This is a genomic window from Williamsia deligens, assembly GCF_024171765.1.
Taxonomy (GTDB): domain Bacteria; phylum Actinomycetota; class Actinomycetes; order Mycobacteriales; family Mycobacteriaceae; genus Williamsia_A; species Williamsia_A deligens.
Genome location: NZ_JAMTCI010000001.1, coordinates 555,806 through 576,890, shown reverse-complemented (window position 1 = coordinate 576,890; position 21,085 = coordinate 555,806). Strand labels below are relative to the sequence as shown.

21 protein-coding genes are annotated in these 21,085 nt (G+C 71.6%); 10 read left to right on the top strand and 11 right to left on the bottom strand.

The window, feature by feature from the left end; all coding sequences use genetic code 11:
- Window positions 1-98: 98 nt before the first annotated feature.
- Both LX14_RS02685 and LX14_RS02680 read right to left on the bottom strand, forming a co-directional pair.
- Window positions 99-611: a flavin reductase family protein gene (locus LX14_RS02685; RefSeq protein WP_253645737.1), complete on the bottom strand. Its 513-nt coding sequence runs from the start codon at window positions 609-611 to the stop codon at window positions 99-101.
- Entirely contained in the window at window positions 608-874 is a 267-nt protein-coding gene (locus LX14_RS02680; protein WP_253645736.1) for a hypothetical protein, read from the bottom strand. The genes LX14_RS02685 and LX14_RS02680 overlap by 4 nt, the downstream gene beginning before the upstream one ends.
- 197 nt (window positions 875-1,071) lie before the next feature.
- Between LX14_RS02680 and LX14_RS02675 the strand changes: the two genes are divergently transcribed.
- Window positions 1,072-1,485 carry a cold-shock protein gene (locus tag LX14_RS02675; RefSeq protein ID WP_253645735.1) on the top strand — a complete coding sequence of 138 codons (414 nt, stop codon included), beginning with the start codon at window positions 1,072-1,074 and terminating at the stop codon, window positions 1,483-1,485.
- Window positions 1,486-1,503: 18 nt separating this feature from the next.
- Here the strand turns inward: LX14_RS02675 and LX14_RS02670 are convergent, their stop codons facing one another.
- Entirely contained in the window at window positions 1,504-2,034 is a 531-nt protein-coding gene (locus tag LX14_RS02670) for a DUF2771 family protein (protein ID WP_253645734.1), read from the bottom strand.
- On the bottom strand, window positions 2,022-3,884 hold the full coding sequence (locus tag LX14_RS02665; RefSeq protein ID WP_253645733.1) for an MFS transporter: 1,863 nt from the start codon (window positions 3,882-3,884) through the stop codon (window positions 2,022-2,024). Before LX14_RS02665 ends, LX14_RS02670 begins: the two co-directional genes overlap by 13 nt.
- 227 nt (window positions 3,885-4,111) lie before the next feature.
- Here LX14_RS02665 and LX14_RS02660 point away from each other — a divergent pair, with 227 nt between their 5' ends.
- The 3 genes from LX14_RS02660 to LX14_RS02650 are packed head-to-tail and all read left to right on the top strand — an operon-like array spanning window position 4,112 to window position 8,318.
- Window positions 4,112-4,927, top strand: coding sequence for a DUF3027 domain-containing protein (locus LX14_RS02660; protein WP_253647861.1), 816 nt, complete (start codon window positions 4,112-4,114; stop codon window positions 4,925-4,927).
- Between the two features lie 11 nt (window positions 4,928-4,938).
- The gene (locus tag LX14_RS02655) at window positions 4,939-7,737 is read left to right on the top strand and encodes a sacsin N-terminal ATP-binding-like domain-containing protein (protein WP_253645732.1); all 2,799 of its coding nucleotides are present in this window, start codon (window positions 4,939-4,941) and stop codon (window positions 7,735-7,737) included.
- Window positions 7,734-8,318 carry a phosphatase PAP2 family protein gene (locus LX14_RS02650; RefSeq protein WP_253645731.1) on the top strand — a complete coding sequence of 195 codons (585 nt, stop codon included), beginning with the start codon at window positions 7,734-7,736 and terminating at the stop codon, window positions 8,316-8,318. The genes LX14_RS02655 and LX14_RS02650 overlap by 4 nt, the downstream gene beginning before the upstream one ends.
- Here LX14_RS02650 and LX14_RS02645 read toward each other — a convergent pair.
- The gene (locus LX14_RS02645; protein ID WP_253645730.1) at window positions 8,257-8,538 is read right to left on the bottom strand and encodes a DUF2530 domain-containing protein; all 282 of its coding nucleotides are present in this window, start codon (window positions 8,536-8,538) and stop codon (window positions 8,257-8,259) included. The genes LX14_RS02650 and LX14_RS02645 overlap by 62 nt on opposite strands.
- 81 nt (window positions 8,539-8,619) lie before the next feature.
- Between LX14_RS02645 and LX14_RS02640 the strand changes: the two genes are divergently transcribed.
- The 3 genes from LX14_RS02640 to LX14_RS02630 all read left to right on the top strand — a co-directional run bounded on the left by LX14_RS02640 (window position 8,620) and on the right by LX14_RS02630 (window position 11,997).
- Window positions 8,620-10,140, top strand: a complete 1,521-nt coding sequence (locus tag LX14_RS02640; RefSeq protein ID WP_253645729.1) for an NCS2 family permease — start codon at window positions 8,620-8,622, stop codon at window positions 10,138-10,140.
- Window positions 10,141-10,245: 105 nt separating this feature from the next.
- Window positions 10,246-10,677, top strand: coding sequence for a MarR family winged helix-turn-helix transcriptional regulator (locus tag LX14_RS02635; protein WP_253645728.1), 432 nt, complete (start codon window positions 10,246-10,248; stop codon window positions 10,675-10,677).
- A gap of 66 nt (window positions 10,678-10,743) precedes the next feature.
- Window positions 10,744-11,997 (top strand): MFS transporter, encoded by a 1,254-nt coding sequence (locus LX14_RS02630; RefSeq protein ID WP_253647860.1) that lies wholly within the window; start codon window positions 10,744-10,746, stop codon window positions 11,995-11,997.
- Window positions 11,998-12,004: 7 nt separating this feature from the next.
- Here LX14_RS02630 and LX14_RS02625 read toward each other — a convergent pair whose 3' ends face one another.
- Together LX14_RS02625 and LX14_RS02620 are read right to left on the bottom strand one after the other, a co-directional pair.
- Window positions 12,005-12,649, bottom strand: a complete 645-nt coding sequence (locus LX14_RS02625; protein ID WP_253645727.1) for a maleylpyruvate isomerase family mycothiol-dependent enzyme — start codon at window positions 12,647-12,649, stop codon at window positions 12,005-12,007.
- An 11-nt stretch (window positions 12,650-12,660) separates the two neighbouring features.
- Window positions 12,661-13,884 (bottom strand): GNAT family N-acetyltransferase, encoded by a 1,224-nt coding sequence (locus tag LX14_RS02620; RefSeq protein WP_253645726.1) that lies wholly within the window; start codon window positions 13,882-13,884, stop codon window positions 12,661-12,663.
- Window positions 13,885-13,963: 79 nt separating this feature from the next.
- On the opposite strand from LX14_RS02620, the gene LX14_RS02615 reads away from it, so the two are divergent.
- A complete protein-coding gene (locus LX14_RS02615; RefSeq protein WP_253645725.1) occupies window positions 13,964-15,208 on the top strand; it encodes an MFS transporter in 1,245 nt (414 codons plus the stop codon).
- Window positions 15,209-15,272: 64 nt separating this feature from the next.
- Complete coding sequence (locus LX14_RS02610; RefSeq protein WP_253645724.1) at window positions 15,273-16,103, top strand: TrmH family RNA methyltransferase; 831 nt, start codon at window positions 15,273-15,275, stop codon at window positions 16,101-16,103.
- A gap of 4 nt (window positions 16,104-16,107) precedes the next feature.
- On the opposite strand, the gene LX14_RS02605 is transcribed toward LX14_RS02610, so the two are convergent.
- Entirely contained in the window at window positions 16,108-17,517 is a 1,410-nt protein-coding gene (locus LX14_RS02605; protein ID WP_253645723.1) for a phytoene desaturase family protein, read from the bottom strand.
- A 78-nt stretch (window positions 17,518-17,595) separates the two neighbouring features.
- Between LX14_RS02605 and LX14_RS02600 the strand changes: the two genes are divergently transcribed.
- Window positions 17,596-17,871, top strand: coding sequence for a DUF2537 domain-containing protein (locus tag LX14_RS02600; RefSeq protein WP_253645722.1), 276 nt, complete (start codon window positions 17,596-17,598; stop codon window positions 17,869-17,871).
- Window positions 17,872-18,014: 143 nt separating this feature from the next.
- Here LX14_RS02600 and LX14_RS02595 read toward each other — a convergent pair whose 3' ends face one another.
- The 3 genes from LX14_RS02595 to serC form a co-directional block, all read right to left on the bottom strand.
- Entirely contained in the window at window positions 18,015-18,794 is a 780-nt protein-coding gene (locus LX14_RS02595; RefSeq protein ID WP_253645721.1) for a DUF6928 family protein, read from the bottom strand.
- 18 nt (window positions 18,795-18,812) lie between these two features.
- A complete protein-coding gene (gene sepH, locus LX14_RS02590; protein WP_253645720.1) occupies window positions 18,813-19,826 on the bottom strand; it encodes a septation protein SepH in 1,014 nt (337 codons plus the stop codon).
- 113 nt (window positions 19,827-19,939) lie between these two features.
- Window positions 19,940-21,085, bottom strand: a complete 1,146-nt coding sequence (gene serC / locus LX14_RS02585; protein ID WP_253645719.1) for a phosphoserine transaminase — start codon at window positions 21,083-21,085, stop codon at window positions 19,940-19,942.

Genomic DNA, 21,085 nt, shown 5'->3' with positions numbered 1-21,085 from the left:
ACGGCATCTCCGTGCGATCGGCCGGCGCGGCGGGCGCACCCGGGGGCATCGCGAGCGGGATGCCGAGGCCGATCGAGGTCATACCACCAGGGTAGACGTCAGGCGCGGGTCTCCAGGGCACGGAAGGTGCTCGCATGGAAGACGAGCGGCTCGACGGACGGGTCGGCGTCGAGTGCGTCGATGCGCAGCAGCACCAGGACGTGGTCGCCCGCGGGCACCTCGTTGTAGACGGTGCAGTCGAGGACGGCGGCCGCGTCCGGGACGAACACGGAGCCGCTGTCGGCGACGCGGGGCTCGAACCCGTCGAAGCGGTGCTCGGAGGGGCCGGCGAGCTGCTTGCACAGCGCGACCTGGTCGGCCGCGAAGACACTCAGACCCAGCGTCGGCGCCGACCGCAGCTTCGGCCAGGTGCTCGACGTGTGCTGCACACACAGCGACACGAGCGCGGGTTCGAGCGACACGGTGGCGAACGAGCTCGCGGCCATCCCCACGGGCGTGCCGTCGATCTCGGCGCACACCCCGACCACACCGGACGGGAAGCAGCTGTACGCGCGACGCAGCGCGGCCCCGTCGTCGGCGGGTTGGAGGGTGACGGACGTGCGGGCGGTCATCGGGGTCCCTTGTCGTCGCGGGTGTCGACGCCGTCGTGAGCGTCGTCGAGGAGGTCGCGACGACGTCGTCCCGACCGGAGGGCGAACGCGATCGCCAGCACGAAGCCGATCGGCAGGCCCAGGGTCAACGCGTACACCCAGACCGGCGCACGGACGCCGTCGTCGAGCGCCGGGACCGCGAACATCGTGACGATCGCGACGAGGCCGACCGCGAAGAAGGCGAGTGCGACGTACAGGAGCCGGTCGCCGGTCTGATCTCGCATGCATCGACGGTAGTCGGGCGACGATCGGCCGTGCCAACCGCGGGCGGGCGTCGCGGCGGTCGACCCCGTGACGACTGCGGACTTTCTCGTCCCGCGCGGTAGAATGGGACATCGATGCGTCCCCCGACGGGCCTTCCGGCCCGACAGGTGGGCGCATTCGTCATGAATCGACCTCGACGAGATGTGCAGGTGACACGGTGCCGACCGGCAAGGTGAAGTGGTACGACGCGGAGAAGGGCTTCGGCTTCCTCTCCCAGGACGACGGCGAGGACGTCTACGTCCGGTCGAGCGCGCTGCCCAACGGGGTGGAGGCGCTCAAGCCGGGCCAGCGCGTCGAGTTCGGCATGGCCGCGGGCCGTCGCGGACCGCAGGCGCTGTCGGTGACCGTGCTCGACCCCGCGCCCAGCGTGGCGAAGAACCACCGTGAGGCCGCGCGTGAGGCGTCCAAGCGGCACACGCCCGACGAGCTGCACGGCATGGTGGCCGACCTGATCACCCTGCTGGAGGCGAAGGTGCAGCCCGACCTGCGCAAGGGTCGCTACCCCGATCGCAAGACCGCGCAACGCATCTCCGAGGTCGTCCGGGCGGTCGCCCGCGAGCTCGACCACTGACCTCCCGCTCCGACGGCGTCAGCGCTGCGGCACGCGGGTGCCCGGCGGGAGGGTGTTCACCGACCAGAACGCCCGGGTGATCGGTGCCCCCGACTCGTCGATCCGGCTCGAGGGCAGACGCACCTCGATGGTGCTGAGCATCGCGTCCGGGGTGGACCGCGCGGAGAACGAGTACTTCTGATCCGGGGTGAACAGCTGCGACCGCTGTTCGAACCCGCGCGGGGTGAGGTACTCCAGCGTCAGCACCCACGGCGCCGTGGCGATCTCCTTGCCCACCGACACCAGGACGGAACGGCCCACCGGCACCGACAGGCGCTGGGCGAACGTGCCCGGTGTGCCCTGCCGGCAGTCGGAGAGGTCGATGCCGCAGTAGATGGTCGGCTCGACGCGCACGAGGTCGCTGCCGGTGGTGGCCTGGATGTACGGCGACTCCTCGTCGCCGTCGCGGGTGAGCAACCACACCGACGTCACGACGATCGCCGCGGTCACCAGCAGGACGACCCCCGCGACGAGCCCGAACTTCTTCTCGCCCCGCGTCAGCGAGCCCACGTACGTTCCTCTCGTCCACCCTGCGTGTCGATCTCGATCGCCCCGGTCGGCAGCGCCTGACCCGGTCGGCGTCCGCCGAACCCGGGCACCAGCGTCGCGCCACGGTCGGTCGCGATCGTCTGCACCGTACCGACGGCGAGGATGACCGCCACCACGGTGAAGCCGATCCACAGGGTGGGCGGCAGCAGCACGCCGAGCGCGGCACCGACGACCCAGCACATCTGCAGCACCGACTCCGACCGGCCGAAGGCCGATGCCCGGGACTCGTCGGGGAGGTCGTTCTGGATCGACGAGTCGAGGCAGACCTTGCCGATCGCGCTCGTGCCCGACGCGACGAGTGCCGCCAGGGCCGCCACCACGATGGACCCGAACACGGCGGCCAGCACGCAGACGACGAGGCTCGCGACCGTCGACGCGACGACGATCCGCTGGGGGTTCTTCAACTGCAGTCGGGTGCCGGCGGCGTTGCCGACGAAGTTGCCGATACCCGCCGCGGCACCCACCGATCCGATGAGCGCGAGCTGGACCCAGCCGGAGTGGTTGTCCTGGTTCGACTTCGCGTAGAACGCGATGTAGAGCGTGAGGAAGCCGGTGAGCACGCGGATCGTCCCGTTGCCCCACAGTCCGGTGAGCACGAAGCGGCCGAGTGGTTGGCGCATCGTGGCGGCGAGCGCCGACGGCGTGAACGCCTTGGTCGCGGATCGGGGTGCGGCGGGTTCCCCGTGATAGGTCAGGGTCGTCGGGATCTCGCCCTCGGTGACCTCGACCCACGCCGGGATGCGCATGCAGGCGTACGACGCGACCGCCGCGAGGATCAGCAGCAGGACCATCGCGCCCGGGAGGTGCAGTGGCAGTACACGTCCCAGCGCCGTCTCGAACAGGGCCGCCATGGCGCCGCCGACGATCGTGCCGGCCACGAGACCCCACGTCGTCAGCCGCGAGTTCACGCGGACGAGGTCGATGCTGGGCGGCAGCACCCGCGGTGTCACCGCCGACTTGAGCACGCCGAACGACTTCGACAGCACCAGCAGGCCCAGCGCACAGGGATAGAGGACCCACGGGTCGTAGGTGAGTTGGTTCGACGCGGCGTCCCACCCCGAGTTGGTCATGATCAGCAACGCGAGCAGCCCACGGATCCCGAACGTGGTGGCCATCGCGATGCGGCGACCGCGCTGCAACCGGTCGAGCATGGGTCCGATGAGCGGCGCGATGAGCGCGAACGGCGCGATGGTCAACGCGAGGTACAGCGCCACCTTGCCCTTGCTCTCCGCGCTCGCCGCGGCGAAGAACAGGGTGTTGGCCAGCGCGACCATCATCGCGGCGTCGACGGCGTAGTTGAGGATCACCGGCAGGGTCAGCGCCGTGAGACCGGAGCGGTCGGCCCCGTCGGCGGTGGCGGCGCGGCGCACCCGGCCCACACCCTTCGACGTGAGCTCCCGCCCCCGCAGGGCGGCCACCCGGGTGACGGTGAGCTTGCGCGGCATCGCGCGGCCGCCGGCCACCGGATCCCGCCGCTCGCGGGCGTCGTCGGTGGGCTCGTCGTGGCCAGGGTCACCCTGGCCCGGGTCGATCGGGTCGAGATGGGGGTTGCGCGTCGGTGGCGGACGGTAGGCGTCGGCCTTCGACGGACCGCGGTGCGGTGGTGCGGGGCGCGGCGGGACGGGCGGCGGTGGCACGCGCCCGCTCCGGCGGGGGCCGCCCGGCTGCGCTTCGTCGACGGGGTAGTTGACCGATCCCGGGTGCTCCTCGGGACGCTGTGGCGCCCCGGGCATCCGCCGGGTCTCGTCGCCCCCGCGCACACGACGGGTCGCGTCCGCGCGTCGGTCGTGAGGCCGGTTCATCCGTTCCATTGTTCCTCATCGCCGCAGGCCGTCCAACACGCCACGCGCCACGGGATGTCCCCGGCGCGTGGGACCCACGGGGGTACGACGGCGACCGGATACGGCAGACTGAGGGGGTGGAGACCGACGTGACCGACACCCCAGTGACCGACACCGACGCACCCGCGTCGGCCGACGTCCCGACCGTGGAGGACACCGCCCGGGACGCCGCCCCGGAGATCGCCGTCGATCCCGAGATCCGCGCGCGCCTCGAGGAGCGGTTGACGGCTGCCGTCGACGCCGCCCGGGACGCCGCTGTGGCCGTCGGCGAGGCGTCGGTGGGTGACCATCTCGACGCTGTCGTCGAGGGCGAGTGCTCGGTCACCCACTACTTCGCCGCCGACCTGCCGGGCTACCGCGGCTGGGTGTGGTGCGCGGTCCTGGCCACCTGTCCCGGTGAGACCGACGCCGTCGAGGACGCGGTGATCACCGTCAGCGAGGTGGCGCTGCTGCCGGGCGCCGAGGCGTTGACCGCTCCCGAGTGGATCCCGTGGTCGGAACGGATCGTCGCCGGCGACCTCGGCCCGGGCGACGTGCTGGCCGCCCCCGCCGACGACCCGCGCCTCGTGCCCAACCACCTCGACGTCGCCGAACTGGAGTCGACCGGCCTGCTCGACGAGGCCACCGACGTCCACCTCGCGCTGGGGCTGGGCCGCCGCCGGGTGCTCAGCCGTGAGGGTCGCGACGACGCGGCCGACCGCTGGTGGTCCGGCGAGCGCGGCCCCGACAGCGAGATGGCGTCCTCCACCCGGATGAGCTGCGGCACCTGCGGGTTCTACCTGCCGCTGGCCGGGGCACTGCGGGTCGCGTTCGGGGTGTGCGCGAACCAGTACGCCGCCGACGGCCAGGTCGTCGCGGCCGAGTACGGGTGCGGTGCGCACTCCGACGCGGTCGCGCCGTCCGGTGAGGGCTCCCCGGCGTACGACGCGTACGACGACGGCGCCATCGAGGTCGTGGCGTCCGCACCCTCGGACACCGCACGCGCCGACTCCCCGTCCGCGAACCCCGCCTGATCGACGCCGCGGTGGACGGTCCGCGCGACGCCCCGCCCGATCCGTCCGGTCCGTCCGACCCGTTCGACACCGCCTCGCTGCGGTCCGCCGTGCTCGCGTCCTGGGCGGCGTCGCCGACCCGTCTCGCCGAGGACGCGGCGGCCGAGGCCGATCTCGTCGACATCGGTTACCGCGATCGCGTCGTCACCGAACTGATCGCCAACGCGGCCGATGCCGCCGCGGCGGCGGGGATCGTCGGCTCGGTGGACGTCCGATCGGAGCCGGACGGCACGGTCCGTGTCGCCAACACCGGCGCACCGCTGACGGCGGACGGTGTCAGATCGCTGTCGGCACTGCGGGTCTCGGCCAAACGGGACACCGCCGACGCGGTGGGCCGGTTCGGTGTCGGGTTCAGCGCGGTCGCCGCCGTCGCCGACGAGGTCGCGGTCCGATCCCGTCACGGCGGGGTGGTGTTCAGCCGTGCCCGGACCGACGCGGCGCTCGCCGACACCGATCTCGCGGTCGAGCGCGCGCCCATGCTCCGACTGCCCTGGCCGGATCCGACCCCGCCCGCCGACGGATGGGACACCGAGATCGTCCTCACCCCGCGCGGTGACGGGACGTCGATCGTCGAGACCGCCCGCGAGCAGGCGACGACCCTGCTCCTGGAACTCACCGCGCTGCAGTCGATCACGGTGTCGGGGGACGTCTCCGAGCGCGCGGTGACCGACGTCGACGACCCACTGCACCAGGTGGTGACCGTCGGCACCCGCCACTGGGTGCAGGTGGTGGGGGAGCGGGCCCGGTGGCTGATGCCGGGGACCCCCGCCGCACCCCGTCCTGTGCGCCGCGAACACCTCCGCGCCCCGACGACGACGGACGTCGCACTCACCCTCCCGGCGATCTGCGTCGCCGACGTCGACCTCACCCCGGACCGTCGCACGCTGCACCCGGAGGCCCGGATCGATTCCGCCGCAGTGGGATACCACCTGCTGGCCTCGGCCCTCGCCGTCGACGTCAGGCTCGCCGCGGTACCCGTCCCCGGCCTGCCCGCCGGGCCGATCGACGCCGCGCTCCGCGAGGCCGTCGTCGCCGATCTCACGGCTGCGCCGTGGGTGCCCACTGCATCCGGGGTCGACGTCCTGCCGTCGCGCGCCGTCGTGCTGGCCGGTGCCACCCGCGCGGTCACCGACCTGCTGGCGGAGATCGTCGACGGTCTCCTCCACGCCGACCTCGGCCATCCCTCCCTCGGCGACCGCGAGAGCCTCGCGCTGCTGCGGTCGGTGGGTGTGCAGGAGCTGTCCTGGGAGTCCTTGTGCGACATGCTGATCGGGGTGCAGCAGCCGCCGACGTGGTGGCGGGATCTCTATCAGGCGCTCGCCGAGGTCGCCGGGGACGATCACGTCCGTGAGGCGATCGCGACCGTCCCCGTCCCGCGCTCGGACGGCCGGATGTCGGTCGGGGCGCGGGGTCTGGTGATGATCGACGCACCCGCGGGACCCGTCACCGACGCCCTGTCCGACATCAGCGTCGACTGGATCGCGACCGTGCACCCCGAGGCGCAACACCCCCTGCTGGACCGCCTCGGTGCCCGGCGGGTGGGGGTGTCCGAGGTCCTCACCGACCCCGCCCTCGAGGCCATGGTCGGCGACGGTGACGTCGAGAGTTCCGTCGTGACAGCCGTTCTCGGACTCCTGGCCGCCGACCCCGATGCGACCGCGCCGTCGTGGCTCGGCGGCCTGATGCTGCCCGACGCCGACGGCGAGGACCGCCCCGCCGACGAACTCCTCCTCCCCGGCAGCCCGTTCGCGGCCGTGCTCGTCGAGGACGCGCCGTTCGGGGTCGTCGCCGACAGCGTCGTCGCGACCTGGGGTGCCGACGTGCTGCGGCGCGTCGGGGTCGGATGGGGTTTCACCGTCCTCACCGACGACCTGCCGATCGGCCCCGACCACGACCTGCCCGACGAGGAACGCTGGTGGGACTCACGCTCCGACGAGCCCCAGCGGGTGGTCGCGGTGCGTGACCTCGACCTCGTCGACCCCGACCGGTGGCCGGAGGCGCTGAGCCTCCTCGTCGCCGACAAGGACTGCCGGGCCGCGCTGTCCGACCGGGACGGGTACACCGCGTGGTGGCTGCGGACGTTCGCCGAGCTCGACGGCGTGCCGCTGGGTCATCTGCGTGCGCCCGACGATCTCGTCCTCGACGGCGTCCTCGACCCCGCCGCCCACCCCGACGCCGCCGCGTTCGCACCCGCGCTGGCCGGCACGGAGATCGGGTCGACCGATCTGGCCGCCGTCGTGCTCGACCACCTCGCCGACCCCGACCGTCCCGTCCGGCCCGGCGTCGCCGCGGCGGCGCACGCCGCGCTGGTCCGTGCGCACCGTCGCGGTGATCTCGACCTCGACCGCCTCGACCCGCCGACCCGTGTCCGGACCCTGTCCGGCGTCGCGACGTCCACGGCGGTCGTCGTCGACCGACCCTGGTTCCTCGCGGTCGTGTCCGGCGACGAGGCCGTCGTCGCGACACCGCCGACCACGCCCGACGACGCCGTGCGACTGGCGACGGTGCTCGACATCCCCACCGCCGGTGAGGCCGTGACGGTGACACCGGTCGACCCGGGGACCGCGACCACCTGGGACGCCGATCCGACCGCCGTCGCGTTCGCGGTCGGCCGCGACGAGAGCCCGCGCACCGGCGAGGTGCGTGTGCACGACCGGCTCCGACTGGACGTGGAGCGGGACGGCGAACGCACCGTCGTGGACGCCGACTGGTGGGTCGACGACGCCGGCGTCCACCACCTCACACGGTCGGGCGGGGGAGCCACGCGATGACGCCCGGGGTCGACCTCGACATCACCGAGTGGGTCGCCGACCATCGCATCGCGTGGCTGACCACCGCGTTCCGCGTGATCACGACGGTCGGCAACACGGCCGCCATGACCCTGATCGCGGTGCTGGCGACGATCGTCCTGTGGCGACGACACCGCGCACTCGCCCTCACCGTCCTGCTCGGATCGGCGAGCGGGTGGCTCCTGATGCAGGCGCTGAAGTACGGCGTCGGCCGGCCGCGTCCGCCGGAGCGGTTCCGTGTCCTCGCCATCGACACGTACTCGTTCCCGTCGGGCCACGCGATGATGTCCGCGATCGTGCTCGGTCTCGTCGCCGTCGCGGCCTGGCGGACGTCGACGTGGGTGCGCGCACACCGGGCGGTGCTCCTGCTCGCCCCGATCGCCTCACTGCTGATCGGCGCGAGCCGCGTCTACCTCGGCGTGCACTGGACCACGGATGTGGTGGCCGGCTGGGCCTTCGGGGCGGCGTGGGTCGCGCTGTCGCTGGGTGTGGCGGGTGCGCTCAGTCGAGGCCGCGCTGCGCGGAACGGTCGCCTCGACGACTCGCGCGACGCTGCACCGTGAACACGGTGGTGCCGAACAGGCCGACCGCCAGGCCGACCAGGCAACTGACGAGGGTCGACGTGCTGCCGATGCCGGTGGCCGCGACGACGACCGTCGCGACCAGCCAGCAGGCCATCCCGACGTAGACGACGTTCGCCGGCTCGGCGAGCCAGTGCGGCAACCGGGGCAGCTCGTCCGGGCCGGGCGCACCGGAGGGCTGCGGACCGTCGCTAGTGCTCACATCGGCCAGCGTAAGGTCCCCCGCGACGGGTGGACAACGTCCGCCCCCGGGTGCCTCCGCCACGGAGGCGAGGAGGTAGGCGTGTCGGAGGAGCTCCACTCTGGGGAACTCGACAAGACGGCGACGAGCACCGAGGTCACCCACACCGACCCTCCGCAGGGCGTCCGTGGTCGTGTCGACCGGTATTTCAAGATCACCGAACGCAGTTCGTCGGTGGGCCAGGAGGTCCGCGGCGGACTGGTCACGTTCTTCACGATGGCCTACATCGTGGTGTTGAACCCGATCATCATCGGCGGGGTCGCCGGGAGCGGGCGCAACGCCGACGTCCTCGGCAACGTCCTGCCGATCGCCGCCGTCGCCGCGGTCACCGCACTCGTCGCCGGGATCATGTCCATCCTGTTCGGGGCGATCGCCAACTACCCGTTCGCCATCGCCACCGGCCTGGGCATCAACAGCCTGCTGGCCGTGAGCATCGCGCCGCAGGTGACCTGGCCCGAGGCGATGGGCCTCGTGGTCATCGACGGCATCATCATCGTGCTGCTGGCCGTCACGGGTCTGCGGACGCGGGTGTTCACCGCCATCCCCACCGAGCTCAAGGCGTCCATCGCCGCCGGCATCGGCTGTTTCATCGCGTTCATCGGGCTCGTCGACGCCGGTTTCGTCACCCGGGTCCCCGACGCGGCGGGCACCACCGTCCCGGTGGGCCTCGGCAACGGCAACTCGATCACCACCCTGCCCACCCTGATCTTCGTGCTCGGCGTCCTCATCATGGGTGTGCTGGTGGTCCGCAAGGTCCGCGGCGGCCTGCTCATCGGCATCGTCGTCACGACGGTCATCGCCGTCATCGTGCAGGCGTTCGCCGATCTGCCCGCATCCGGCAACGGGAAGTCGGGCTGGAGCCTGAACATCCCCGAGTGGCCGAAGGCCGTCGGCGACCTGCCCGACCTGTCGCTCGTCGGCGACGTCGACCTGTTCGGTGCCTTCGTCCGCATCGGCGTGCTGTCGGCGTCGGTGTTCGTCTTCACCCTGGTGCTGTCGAACTTCTTCGACGCGATGGGGACGATGACGGGGTTGGGCCGCGAGGCCGGGCTTGCCGACTCCGACGGCAACCTGCCGAACATCGGTCGGGCGCTCGCGGTCGAGGGCGCCGGAGCGATCGTCGGTGGCGCCGCGTCGTCGTCGTCGAACACGGTCTTCGTCGAGTCCGCCTCGGGGATCGCGGAGGGCGCGCGGACGGGGTTGGCCAACATCGTCACCGGCGTCCTGTTCCTCGTGGCCATGTTCTTCACGCCGCTCTACTCGATCGTGCCGCTCGAGGCCGCGGCACCGGCACTGGTCGTCGTGGGCGCGCTGATGATCGCCCAGATCCGCCACATCGATCTGACCCGGTTCGAGGTGGCGCTGCCGTGCTTCCTGACCATCGTCGTCATGCCGTTCACGTACTCGATCGCGAACGGGATCGGTGTCGGCTTCATCAGCTGGGTGGTCCTCGCGACGGCGCGGGGGAAGATCCGGACGGTGCACCCGCTCCTGTGGGTGGTGGCCGTCCTGTTCGTCCTCTACTTCGCCAAGGGCCCGATCGAATCGCTGATCGACGGCTGACGTGTCCCCCGTGCAGGGGACACGGGCGAACCGGGCGCGATACCCGGCGTGTTCACCTCGGTAGTTCGTCGTGCATTCCAGTTGCAGTGTCCTATTGTTAGGCCCGTGAGTGGGAAAGACGACAATCTGGCCAGTGACCTGTCGTTGGCCGTCGTTCGACTGGCCAGGCACCTGCGGGGTCGTCGCGCCAGCTCGACGGTGTCGTTGACCCAGCTCTCCGCGCTCAACACCCTGTCGCAGATGGGTCCGATGACCCCGGGCGCGATGGCGGCCCAGGAGCGGGTGCAGCCGCCGTCCATGACTCGCGTGATCGCCTCCCTCGCCGACCTCGGCATGGTGAAGCGGGATCCGCACCCCACCGACGGCCGCCAGATCATCGTCACCCTGTCCGATCTGGGGCAGAAGGTGATCACCGACGAGACCAACGCCCGGGAGGCGTGGCTGCGCGGTCAGCTCGAGAAGCTCGGCGCCGACGAGCTCACCACCCTGCGTGACGCCGTGACGATCATGTCCGGCATCGTCGCCGCCACCGACTGACCGCGGCGGACGCGTCGGCGTCCCTCGTTAGCGGCGGTTATCATCGATCGAGTGCCGCTGCCCACGATGTTCTCGTCCCTCGGGGTACGCAACTATCGCCTGTGGGCCGGCGGCCAGGTGGTGTCGTTGGTGGGCACCTGGATGCAGCGCATCGCCCAGGACTGGCTGGTGCTGCACCTGTCCGGCAACAGCGGTCTGGCCATCGGCATCGTGATGGCCCTCCAGTTCGGTCCGACGGCGGTGCTGTCGATGCCCGCGGGCGCCCTGGCCGATCGTTTCGACAAGCGTCGCCTGCTCATGGCCACCCAGATCGCGATAGCGGCGTGCGCGCTCGTCCTCGGTGTCACCGACACGCTCGGGGTCGCGACGCTGGCGCAGGTCTACATCCTGTCGTTCGCGCTCGGGTGCATCTCCGCGGTCGATGCCCCGATCCGTCAGTCCTTCACCGTCGAGATGGTCGGCCCGGAGCACCTGCCGAACGCGGTGGCGCTGAACTCGATGACGTTCAACCTCGCCCGCATCATCGGGCCCGCGCTGGCCGGCGTGCTCATCACCGTGATCGGCACCGGGCCGGTGTTCCTGGTCAACGTGGTCTCGTTCGTCGCCGTCCTCGTCGGCCTGGCGATGATGCGCACCGACGACCTCCTGCGCAGCGACCGCCCCCGCGGGCGGACATCGGTGGTGGAGGGGCTGCACTACATCCGCGGTCGCCCGCATCTCGTCGCGCTGTTCGTCACCGTGTTCTTCGTGTCCACCTTCGGCCTCAACTTCCCGCTGTCGCTCGCGTTGCTGACGAAGAACACCTTCGCCGGGTCGGCGGGCGGGTACGGCCTGCTGTCGACGGTGCTCGCCGTCGGGACGCTGGCGGGCGCGACGATGGCCGCCCGGCGACGCCGTCCGTCCCGGGTCCGCCACCTGATGCTCGCCGCGGGGGTGTTCGGTGTGCTGGAGGTCGTCGCCGGACTCATGCCGACGTTCGCGCTCGTCGCCGTCGTCCTCATCCCGCTCGGCGCCGCGCAGCTCACCTTCAGCACGTCGGCGATGAACATCGTGCAGCTGTCGGTGGACTCGACGATGCGCGGTCGTGTCATGGGTGTCTACATGCTGTGTTTCCTCGGCGGCACACCGCTGGGCAGTCCGTTGCTCGGCTGGCTCGCCGAGATCACCGACCCCCGCGCGCCGCTCGTCGTGGGCGGCGCGATCAGCGCGGTGTCGGCCGTCGTCGCCGCGGTGGTGTTCGGGGCGGCGGCGCGCCGTCGGGCCCGCGACGTCAGCGAGCTCCCGACGGGCGTGCAGGTGCCCTCACCGAGCGTGCGCTAGGAGCGTCTCAGGCCAGCGCGGTGTGGACGACGCCGACGCCGTCCCCCGACAGGCCGTCGACGGCACCGACGCGTCGGGTGAGCGTGAGCAGCACCGTCTCCGCGGTCCCGTGCACCGACGGACGGGAGCGGTCGTCGGGCGACGACGCCCAGTCGACGTCGTCGGCGACCCACCGGACACCGGCGCGCAGCGGCGCGAAGCCTCGACGGGCCGCGGGGGACATGAGGAAGTCGAGTGCCGCGCAGATCCTGTCGGGGTCGAACGTGCGACCGATCCCGAGCGGCCGGCGGATGTCCTGCCCGTGCACCAGGAGGTCCGTCAGCGGTGCGAGGGGCCCGCCCCCGGGAGGCGTGAACCGGTGATCGGCGTTCGCGCGCAGCATCTGTGGGAGTTCGTCGCCGTACCGACGGACCACCCGGTCGGTCAGCGCCATGTTCGACCGTTCGAAGTCCCCGCGTGCGCGCAGGACCAGCCAGATGACCTCGGGGATGCCGGTGACGGTCGGGCCCAGCAGATGCGCGGCCACGCCCCGGACGTCCCACGCGCTGCAGAGCGACTGCGTCGCCCATTGCCCCTCGTCGAGGCCGTCGAGGACGTCGGCGAGCACCCGTCGTTCGTCGGCGATCGCGGCGAACGCCTGACTGTCGTCCATCGACGTGCCTCCTAGAAGAACGTGCCCGAGAACGGTTTCCGGTCGGTGAGGAACGCCTGGTCGAGTTCGCAGAGCGTCGCGTGGTCGGACGCCCACAACCGGTTCGCGGCGGCGAACTCCGTCGCGCGGTAGCCGCCGAGGTAGATGCTGGAGAGCACCGACACGTCCATCCGCACGGTGGCGGGGTCGTCGGTGACCGACACGGTGGCCACACCGTCGCGCACGGTGAAGGCGAAACGCCCACCGTTGCCGCGGAACTCGTCGGTGATCTCGAGGACGGCGTCGACGTCCTCGGAGTAGGTGCGTGCCGTCAGCGCGCGGGGGATGTCGATGATGCGCAACCACATCGAGTCCGAGAGCGCGGTCATCTTGGGGGACCGCAGGTTCGTCAGCTTCATCGGCAGCGGGTCGTCGACGGGCATCGACACGTGGATGGTCGGGATGAGGTCGAGACCGAGCAGCACCCGCCAGAGGTCGGTGTGCGCGGCGTCGGTGACAGCGAAGAACTCCGACACGCGCGCGAGTGCCCTGTCGCCCTCGTGCGCGATGCGATAGCTGGCGTAGCCGTCGGGGTGGACGAGATAGTGCAGCGCACTCTGTCCGTCGCGCAACATCTCCCGGTCGGCGAAGATCATGTTCCACCAGACCCGCGACCGCACGATCGCACCGGGGTTCATCGACGCCCAGCGGTCGTGGAGGTCCGGGACGAGGTCACGGACCTGGTCGGCCGTCGCGAACCGCACCGGCGTCCACGCCGGCGCCGGCTCCCGCAGCTCGGCGGTCCTCAGGTCGATCTCGGCCCGCTGCTCGAAACACGCGGGTCCGTACCCGAAGCGCTCGTAGATCGTCGCCTCGCTGGCCGTGAGGATGGAGAACACGCTCTTCTCCCGCTCCCACTGGTCGAACAGCTCGGTGATCATGCGGCGCAGGATCCCGCGACGGCGGTGCGTGGCCGCCACCGACACCCACGACAGGCCGGGCAGGTCCACCCGCGCGCCACCCGGGAGGGTCAGCGTCATCCGGTAGAACATCGCGACGCCGGCGAGCACCGGACCGACGGGCCCCGAGTGGTCGTAGATGACGACGACGTCGTCGTCGCGCAGCTTGCTCCGGAGGTCGGCCTGCGCCTCGGCGTCGAGCGGATGGATGAATGCGAACGCACGCGCATCCGCGGCGATGATCGCCGGCCAGTCGTCGTCGGTGGCCCGCCGCAGTTCGAGTTCGGAGTCGGTCACCGTCCCAACCTATCGGGTGGCGGGGGTCGTACCCGAACCGTCCGGAATGGAGGCGACCTCCGTGGGCTTGTATGTGGACATGTCCACCGCCACCACCTCCTCGGCCCCGACCGCGACCGCAGGCAGCCGGGCACCACAGACCGCCGGGCTGATGATCGTGCTGGCCACGGTGATGATCGGCACCACCATGCCGACGCCGCTCTACTCCGACTACGAGCGCACCTTCGGGTTCTCGTTGCTGACCGTCACCGTCGTCTACGCCATGTACGCCGTGGGCGTCCTGGGTGCTCTCCTCTCGTTCGGCACCTGGTCGGACGTGCTGGGTCGCCGCCCCGTCCTCGCACTCGGTGTCGCGTTCGCCGCGGCCAGTGACGTCGTGTTCCTGCTCGCCGACGACACCGCCGTCCTCCTCGTGGCGAGGGTGGTGTCGGGCCTGTCGGCGGGTGTCTTCGTCGGGACGGCGTCCGTCGCGATCATCGAGATGGCGCGCGGCCGGCTGGAGAGGCGCGCCCCGTTGCTGGCGAGCCTCGCGACCATCGGCGGTCTCGGTCTCGGCCCGATCGTCGCTGCTCTGCTGGTCACCTGGGCGCCGAACCCCCTGCGCACCACGTACTGGGTGCATCTCGGGTTGATGGTCGTCGCCGCGCTGATCGTGCTCGCGGTGCCCGAGACGCGCGGTCGCCACCGTGACGAGCGGCTGGGCTTCATGCCGCTGACGGTGCCCGCGGAGATCCGGGCGTTCTTCATCCGGGCGGCGATCCTCGGGTTCGCCGGGTTCGCGGTGATGGGTCTGTTCACGGCGCTCGCACCGACCATCGCGTCGCGGTTCGCCGGCGTCGACTCGGTGATCGGGCAGGCGCTGCTGGTGGCCGCGGTGATGGGCGGCTCACTGGCGGGACAGATCGCCGGCCGCACACTCGACGACCGCGTCTCGGAGATCGTCGCCATCGCGATGATGATCGCGGGCATGGGTCTGCTGGTGGCGACGCTGCTCGCCGGACACTGGGAGCTGCTGGCCGCCGCCGGTCTCGTCGGCGGGTTCGGGCAGGGTGTCGCGTTCGCCCGCGGCCTGTCGGGCATCGCGACCGGCGCCCCGGCCGACCGCAAGGCCGCGACCACCTCCGCGTACTTCGTCATCACCTACATCGCGATCAGCATCCCGGTGGTCGCCGAGGGCCTGCTGTCGCGCGCTGTCGGTGTCCGCACCGCCGGGATCGTCTTCGCCTGTGTCGTGTCGGTGCTCGCCCTGACCGCCGGCGTCCTCGCCTGGCGCGAGCAGGCCCGCATCGACGCCGACGAGAAGGCCTCCACGTCCGCCCACTGAACCGTCTGTCGGGCGGCAGGAACCATCTGGTGGGCGGTCGGACCGCGTCGGGCAGACTGACGCGATGCCTGTCGACGTCATCGACATCGTCGATCCGGACGATCCGCGGGTCGACGACTTCCGCGACCTGAACTCCGTCGATCGTCGCCCCGATCTGCCCGTGCTCCCCGGTGGTCGCCCCGGGCGCGGTCTCGTCGTCGCCGAGGGCGTCCTGGTGGTGCAGCGGATGATCGCGTCGCGCTTCACCCCGCACGCGTTCCTCGGCGTCGACAAGCGCCTCACCGAACTCGCCGTCGACCTCGAGGAGCCCTCGGTCGACGGACTCCCGTTCTACCGCGCCACGGCCGAGGTGATGGCCGAGGTCGTCGGCTTCCACCTGAACCGGGGCGTGCTCGGTGTCGCGCGTCGCTCCGAGCGACTGTCCGTCGAGGACGTCGTCGACGACGCCCACACCGTCGTCGTGCTCGAGGGCGTCAACGACCACGAGAACATCGGCAGCATCTTCCGCAACGCCGCCGGGTTGGGGGTCGACGCGGTGGTCTTCGGCCGAGGGTGCGCGGACCCGCTCTACCGCCGCTCCGTCCGGGTCTCCATGGGACACGCGTTGCTCGTCCCGTTCGCCGCCGCCGAGGACTGGCCCGGCGATCTCCACCGACTACGGGATCGCGGGTTTACCGTCGTCTCGCTGACGCCGGACGCCGACGCGGTCCCGCTCGCCGAGGCTGTCGGCGCCGACCGCGTCGCGTTCATGGTGGGCGCCGAGGGTCCAGGGCTCACGGAGACGGCGATGCGCGCCGGCGACGTCCGCGCACGCATCCCGATGGCCCGCGGGACCGATTCGCTCAACGTCGCCACCGCCGCGGCGATCTCGTTCTACGCCCGCGTCGCCCGGTGACCGCTCAGAGGTTCCGCAGGGCGGAGCGTGCCGCGTTGTACCCACCCATGCCGTGCGCGCCGGCGCCCGGCGGAGTCGAGGCCGAACAGAGGTAGACCCCCTCGATGCCCGTCGCGTACGGGTCGATCGCCGGACGAGGACGCAGCAGCACCTGCAGTCCGCCGTTCGACCCGCCGATGACGTCGCCGCCGGCGAGGTTCGGGTTGCCGGAGGCGAAGTCGGCGGTCGTCGTCACCGTGGTGGCGCGGATCCGGGACCGGAAGCCGGGTGCGAACCGCTCGATCTGCGCAGTGATCGCTTCGGTCGCGTCGCCGGAGAAGCCATGCGGTACATGGGCGTACGCGTACAGCGGGTTCAGGTCGCCGGCCGATCGGGAGGGGTCGGCGACATACTGCTGGCCGACGATGAGGAATGGCCGCTCGGGCATCTGTCCCCGGGCGACGAGCTTCTCGGCGGCGAACACCTCGTCGGCGTCGCCACAGACGTGCACGGTGCCCGCCGAGGCGACGCCCGGCGCGGTCCACGGCACCGGGCCGTCGACGGCGTAGTCGACCTTGAACGCCCCGGGTGCGCGGCGGAATCGTCGGTAGGCGCGCTCGACTCGGCGGGGGAGCGCGTCGCCGTAGATGTCGGCCGCCACCTGTGGGGAGGTGTCGAGCAGCACGATGTCGGCCGGGGGGAGGTCGGTGGTGCTGCGGACGTGGTGCCCCGTCTCGACGGTTCCGCCGAGGTCGACGAGCATCGCCGCGAGTGCCGTGGTGATCGCGGCGGACCCGCCACGCGCGACAGGCCATCCGAAGCGGTGGCCCGATGCGGCCAGCATCAGCCCCACCGCCGACGTCAGGGGCCGGTCGAGGCGTGTGTAGGCGTGCGCGGCCGCGCCGGCGAACGCCGCACGACCCTGCGGCGTGGTGAACAGACGGGCGGTGACCGTGGCCGGCGGCAGCGCGCGCGGCCCCAACGTCGCCAGGGCGAGCAGATGGCGGGGGACGTGGGCGATCGGTTGCATGACCTCGGCGGCGAGGTCGTCGAACCGTGTCGCCAGAGGTCCCACCAGTGCGCGCCACCGACGGCCGTCGCGGCCGAGACCGTCGGCGGTGGCGTCGATGGACCGGTGGAGGAGGGCCGCGGTGCCGTCGTCGAGGGGATGCGCACAGTCGATCGGGGAGTGGTCCCACTGCAGGCCGTACCGCTGCAGGTCGAGGGTCGCGAGGAACGGTGAGCCCACGCCGAGCGGATGGAACGCCGAGCAGTGATCGTGCGTCAGCCCGGGCAGGGTCAGCTCTGCGGAGCGCGTGCCGCCCCCGATGGTGTCGGCGGCCTCCAGGACCGTCACCTGCACCCCGCTCCTCGCGAGGTGCACGGCTCCGGCGAGCCCGTTCGGTCCGGACCCGACGACCACCGCCGTCGTCACAGGACGACACCCCTCGACGCGACCACGACACCCATGTCCTCGACGCTACCGAGTCCCGGCCGGGGGAGAGAATGAACCATGTCGTCGCCTGAACCGACCCCGTGGGGCCCCGGTCTGGTGCTGGCGGCGGTGGCGGCGGTCATCGCCGCGGGGGTCGTGACCGGGGTGTACGGCGTCGTCGCCCAGACGGATCGTCTCCTGGGCGTGGTCGCCGTGGTGGTGGTGTGCGGCGGCATCGGACCGTCGGCGTGGGTCTGGCGGCGACGCCCGACGCTCCGCTGGATCGGCGGGGGTGCGCTGGTCGGTCTGGCCGTCGGACTGGTGGCGGCGACCACACTGGCCGCAGCGGTGTGACAGTTCAGACCGGCGACGACAGTTGACGATCCCTAATTTCCACAACGTATGATCTGTTCATCGCTGATGTCGTCGCAGGACTCGTGGGGTGCGACGACCTCAGCGTGAATTTTCGCCGTCCGACGATCAGCGATGGCCGACGGTCAGCGGCGACCGAACCCGAACCACCGCGCGACCTTCGTCGGCGCGGACACGTCGGGTTCCGGTGCCTCCGCTGCGGGCGGGGCCTCGTGGTGGTCGTCGTGACCCGCGCGGGCGGTCTCGTGGTCCTGCGCCGTGGGCTGGTGACCCGGGGGCCGGATTGCGAAGCGCGACACGGGAATCTGCGCGGGGGAGAGCGGATCACCCGGATGCGGTTGCGTGAGACGGAGACCCACCCACTGCGACGCCGCGTGATCCGCGAACTCGGTGGGGTGGAACGGAAGTGCCTGCGGATCGGGCATGACGCCCTCGTTGTAGCGCAGTGGGCGTTCGCCCGCCCAGAACTCCCGCTCGAACACGAACGGCAGGCCGATGTTCTCGACGATGTCGACGGGATCGGAGGCGAAGGAGCGGCGCAGGGTGCCGTCCTCCCAGGTGGCGAACGCACCGAACGACCGGTCGAGGTCGGTGACGATCAGATGGGCCGTGCGCGCCGGTCGGACGCCGATCACCGTCTCCGACAGTCCCGACGGGCGGTCGACGGCGACAGGTCCGCCGACGATCACCGCGATGCGACCGAAGGATCCGACAGCGATCTCGTCCAGGGCGACGTCGGCGACACGGTCGAGGGTGGTCTCGCCGCGGGGGACCAGGACGGCGTCCCCGACAGCGGCCTGGGCCAACTGCGATGCGGCGGAGCCGTCGTTGCGGACACCGAATCGCAGGTCGGCGACGGGATCCTCGCTGTCGACGAACCACAGCATGCCTGTGTTCGCTCCCACTGAGCCCCTCCTCGGGTACTACTGATTGCCGTTGCTGCGCACTCCCAGGAGCACATCTTCCCACGCGGGGACGCTCGGCTTCCGGGAGGCCTTGCGCGGCCGACGCGCGGACGGGTCGTCAGATGTGGGCTGTTCCGCTGCGGGGGTGGGCTCCTCGCGCAGCGGGGTGTCACGGGTGGGGACGTCGTCGGGGTCGAGGTCGTCGATGTCATCGACGGGGCGGGTGCGCCGGGGTTCGTCGAACGCCGTTGTGGGCTGGGCGATCTCGGGGACGGGCGGCTGAATGTGTCCGTCGTCGTCGGAGTGTCGTGAGCGTGCGCGCTGGGCGTGGATCACCTCGTCGGCCGCGAGGGTGATCTCGCCGGGTCCGGACGTGCGTGCGGGGCGTACCGGACGCGCGGACGGCGGCGTCGACAGCGCGACGACCGATCCCGTCCCGCTCAGCGGCCGCGACAGGTCCGCGTCGGTCAGTTCGTCGGCCATCTCGTCGAGGGGGTCGGTCGTCCCGCCACTCGACCCCGGCAGATAACGCCAATGCGCCCGGTTCTCCGAGCGCCCGGCACGCCAGGCCACCTGGACCACCCAGCGACCGTCGTCGCCCTTCCACGCGTCCCACTCGGTGGCGTCCGGGTCGTGTCCGCGGGCGCCGAGCGCGGCCGCGACGACCTCGCCGAGGGTCGACACCGCGGGACCGTCGATCCGCAGGGGGTGCGACGACGCGGCGAGCTCAGTGGCGCGGGACCGCTCGAGCAGGACGGGATGGGCGAAACGTTCGATCTTGTCGACCGAGACACCGGCCGCGGCCGCCACCTGGGCGACCGAGGCGCCGGCACGGATGCGGGATTGGATCTCCCGCGGGCGCAGCGCGCTCTCCATCTCGATCTCGATCTGACCGATCCGGGAGATGTCGCCGCGCAGTGCCGCGCGGAGGCGATCGTCCGCGGGGACGGAGAACTCGTCACCGGAGTCGGGGTCGCGGCAGATCACCGAACCACTCTCGGCATCGATGCCGATGACACGCAGTTCGCGCATCTGCCCTCCTCACCACACCAGAGTTCGGGGTTCTGTCGACCCTAGTGCAGTGGGGAGGCCGCAGGGGCCCGACACGCAGGTCCGCGACCCGCGACGCCGGGCCGAGGGGGACGTCAGAGTGCGGCGACCACGTGGTCGATGCACTGGGTCAGCGCGGTCACGTCGTCCGGCTCGATGGCCGGGAACATGCCGATGCGCAGCTGGTTGCGGCCGAGCTTGCGGTAGGGCTCGGTGTCGACGACGCCGTTGGCGCGCAACGTCTTCGCGACCGCTGCGGCGTCGACCGAGTCGTCGAAGTCGATGGTCCCGACGACCTGGCTCCGCAGCGCCGGGTCGGTGACGAACGGCCGCGCGAACTCGCTCTTCTCGGCCCAGTCGTACAGGCGCGAGCTGCTGTCGGCGGTGCGCCTCACGCACCAGTCCAGTCCGCCCTGGGCCAGCATCCACTCGATCTGGTCGGCGAAGAGCAGCAGCGACCCGACGGCGGGGGTGTTGTAGGTCTGGTCCTTGCTGCTGTTGTCGACGGCGGTCGGCAGCGACAGGAACTCGGGCACCCACCGGTCGGTGGCGCCGATGCGCGCGACGCGGTCCAGCGCGGCTGGGCTCAGCAGGGCGACCCAGATGCCGCCGTCGGAGGCGAAGCACTTCTGCGGCGCGAAGTAGTAGGCGTCGGTGTCGGCGACGGTCACCGGCAGGCCGCCGGCGCCGGACGTGGCGTCGATCGCGATGAGCGCGTCACCCGCGGCGGACGGCCGCGACACGGGCACGGCGACACCGGTCGAGGTCTCGTTGTGTGCCCAGCCGATGAGGTCGACGTCCGCGGTCTGATCGGCGGTGATGTCCGACGGGCTCGGCGCGGTCCCGGGGTCGGTCGAGATGACCGTCGGGTCGTCGAGGAACGGCGCCTTCTTCGTCACCGACGCGAACTTCGACGAGAACTCGCCGTAGGTCAGGTGCAGCGACTTCTTCTCCACCAGGCCGAGCGCCGCGGCGTCCCAGAACGCGGTGGTGCCGCCGTTGGACAGCACGACCTCGTAGCCCTCCGGCAGCGAGAACAGCTCGGCGAGGCCGGCGCGGATCCGTCCGACGACGTTCTTCACCGGCTTCTGGCGGTGGCTGGTGCCGAAGACCGAGGCGCCGGTGTCGACGAGGGACTGCAGCTGTTCCGGGCGGACTTTCGACGGGCCGCACCCGAATCGACCGTCGGCGGGCAGGAGGTCGGCGGGGATGGTGATCTGTGCCGTCGTGGTGTCGCTCAT